The sequence below is a fragment of the Coprococcus intestinihominis genome, assembly GCF_040096555.1.
Taxonomy (GTDB): domain Bacteria; phylum Bacillota; class Clostridia; order Lachnospirales; family Lachnospiraceae; genus Coprococcus_A; species Coprococcus_A intestinihominis.
The window spans coordinates 1-2,904 of sequence record NZ_JBBMEK010000340.1 but is presented as its reverse complement, the minus strand read 5'-3'; the positions used below and the strand labels follow the sequence as shown (position 1 = coordinate 2,904).

At 45.9% G+C, this 2,904-nt stretch carries 2 protein-coding genes and 1 pseudogene; all 3 read right to left on the bottom strand.

Going from position 1 to position 2,904, the window contains the following annotated elements; translation table 11 throughout:
• Positions 1-587 precede the first annotated feature (587 nt).
• Positions 588-1,424, bottom strand: a complete 837-nt coding sequence (locus WMO25_RS16785) for an ABC transporter permease (protein ID WP_015514988.1) — start codon at positions 1,422-1,424, stop codon at positions 588-590.
• Entirely contained in the window at positions 1,425-2,444 is a 1,020-nt protein-coding gene (locus tag WMO25_RS16780) for an ABC transporter permease (RefSeq protein WP_349086296.1), read from the bottom strand. It abuts the gene before it with no gap.
• A gap of 232 nt (positions 2,445-2,676) precedes the next feature.
• Positions 2,677-2,904, bottom strand: a pseudogene (locus WMO25_RS16775) (ABC transporter substrate-binding protein); the annotation flags it as partial.

Sequence of the window (2,904 nt, the reverse complement as noted above, 5' to 3'; positions counted from 1 at the left end):
CCTTAATCTTCGGTGCTGCCGCTTCCATGGTAAAGTTGCCTTCCACTTCCGCACCCGCCTCAAGCGCCATTCGGATACCATCTCCCGGATGACGCATGCCGCCGCCATGCCGGACGCGCCGCCGCCGATAATCAAAATCTCTGTCTTCAATTCCATGCCAGAACCTCCTGTAGTCATTTTATTGCCTGCACTTTTATTAAAAATGCACCAGCTAATAGCCATCTGAAAGCACTTTATAAAAGTCCGTCTTTACAGTACATTTTTGATACTAAGTACATGATACATGCCGCATTCAAACTTGTCAATTACGCAGAAATATCTAACCTAGTACGCCTAAGCATACCGCGGATTTTCATCTTCCGCACATCAAAATTATCATAACCAGATGCGAAACACACACATCAAAAAGACCGCTGCCTATTCACAGATTCATAGCAGGTGCTGCGATTGTGGTCGGTACTTAGGTGGTGTCTTTTACCACCTTATGTACCGCTACCAGCAATCGGCAACGCAAGTGTGCCTGCTATGAACTGTAAATAGGCAACGGTCTTCGTAAAATATTGTGTTTCGCAGCGTCAATTATAATTTTAGAACTGTTTTCGCAATTTCGGATCCAGCAGATCGCGAAGTCCATCACCAATGAAGTTGGCCCCCACAGCCATTGTAAAGATTGCCAATCCAGGGAATCCTGCCACCCAGAATTTATTGAAGTACTGAACACCATCAGATACCATCATACCCCATTCAGGTGTTGGCGGAGCAGAACCCAGACCAAGGAAGCTCAATGTGGAGAACATCAGGATCTGATTACCGATATCCGTTGTCGCCATGATCAAAACAGAAGTAATACTGTTTGGAATGATTTCCTTTAATAAGATACGGATTCTTGACGCACCAAGCGCTTCCGAAGCAGTAACGTATTCATTTTCACGGACGCTCAGCACCACGCTTCGCATGACACGGGCATAAGACGGCCATGCAACAATAACAAGGGCAAACATGGTGTTAAACAGGTTGGAACCCATGACTGCATTGATAATCATTGCCAGGATCAGTGACGGGAAAGACAGAATCATCTCTGAAAGACGCATCATGACATTGTCCACAGCACCACCTACATAACCGGCAATAGCACCGTAAATCGTACCGATACAGCCTGCAATCACAACCGTCAGACAGCCTGCCAGCAATGAATAACGTCCGCCGTAGATCACACGGCTGAAAATGTCACGGCCAAAGTTATCTGTACCAAAGATATGCGCCGCTGAAGGCGCTTTTAATCTCAGGGTCAGATCCTGGACAACCGGATCATAAGGTGCCACAAAAGGGGCGATAATAGCCATGATGATCCAAAACAGACAGATGATGACGCCGAAAGTGAAAAGATAATTGGACTTAAACATTTTTTTCAAAGAATGTAACATCTAACTGCACCTCACTCTCGGGTCAATGATACCGTACAGGATATCGACCACTGTATTAATAATCATATAATTCAGCGCAATCAGCAGCGCCACGCCGATAATCGACGGATAGTCATTGGACAGGACGGACTGATACGCAAACTGACCAACTCCCGGCCAATTGAAAATTGTTTCAACAAGTACCATACCACCAAGGAGATTGCCAAAACCAAGACCAATAACCGTCAGTACAGGAATCAGTGCATTGCCAAGCGCATGATGGATGATCAGTCGAACATTTGACAGACCTTTTGCACGGGCTGTACGGATGTAATCTGTGGACATAACATCCAACAGATTGGAACGTGTTGTTCTGGTGATCAGGCCCATGGTAAAGGCAGCCAGAACTGTACCCGGAAGAATCAGATGTCTCAGGGCATCCAGTGCCTTCGGAATATCACCCTCAAGCAGACTGTCGATAACAAAAAATCCTGTTACTGTCTGCGGTGCACTGAATGCATTGCCAAGACGGCCCGGTCCCGGCAAGATCTGCAGTTTGTAATAAAAGAAATACAATACAAGCAGTGCGAACCAGAAACTTGGCAGGCTGACACCTGTAACAGAAATCGCACGCACGATCTGATCAAGAATACTATTTCTCTTAATCGCAGAAATCACACCAAATAAAATACCAAACAGGGTTGCCAGAATGATGGCAAATACTGCCAGTTCGATCGTCGCCGGATAGCAGCGTGCCAATTCACTTAAAACTGCATTGTTGGTACGGATAGATGTACCCAGATCAAAATGCAGCAGATTCTTCATGTAGTATACATACTGCACAATAATCGGCTGATCCAGTCCGTATTTTGCCTTATAGGCGGCCACAATTTGAGGATCACCCAATGCTCTCTGGCTCAGATTGGCGGTTACCGGATCGCCGGGAACCAGTTTTGTCAATATAAAAACCAACGTCGCCACACCGAACAGCATAATCAAAAGGTATACAAGTCTTTTTCCTATAAACTTCAGCCGTTCCATACGACACCTCTCTCTCTTTCGTTTTAGCTTTCCGACATCAGACTGCGCATCGCTTATCTGCCGCCAAACATCTGATGAACAGATATTTCCGTCAGTCAACTGTTGCCTCCGAACATAAAAAATGTCCTGAACCAGCCGCCTCACGGCAGCATCTGTTGCCGTCCTGTTTAAAATCCACAGGGCGCAGAAGCGATTTCCGCGCCCCGTGGAGAAATCATCCGAAAATGATGGATTATTTGATTGTGATCTGTGTCAGATCCAGTGAATATGGATCAGAAGCAACGACACCGTCAAGTCTTGTGTTGTATGCAATATGTGCAGGTGCCTGAGCGATCATAAGCCATGGACCGTTTTCATATGTATCGTCCTGAATCTTTTCAAGAACAACAGTACGTGCATCGTTGTCTGTTGCATTCAGTGCATCTGCGTAAAGCTGAGCCAGATCAGGATCCATATCTGT

What these genes read in the sequence shown, in the direction of transcription:
- WMO25_RS16785 (WP_015514988.1), bottom strand. Translation starts at nt 1,424, where the DNA reads ATGTTACATTCTTTGAAAAAAATGTTTAAGTCCAATTATCTTTTCACT.
- WMO25_RS16780 (WP_349086296.1), bottom strand. Translation starts at nt 2,444, where the DNA reads ATGGAACGGCTGAAGTTTATAGGAAAAAGACTTGTATACCTTTTGATT.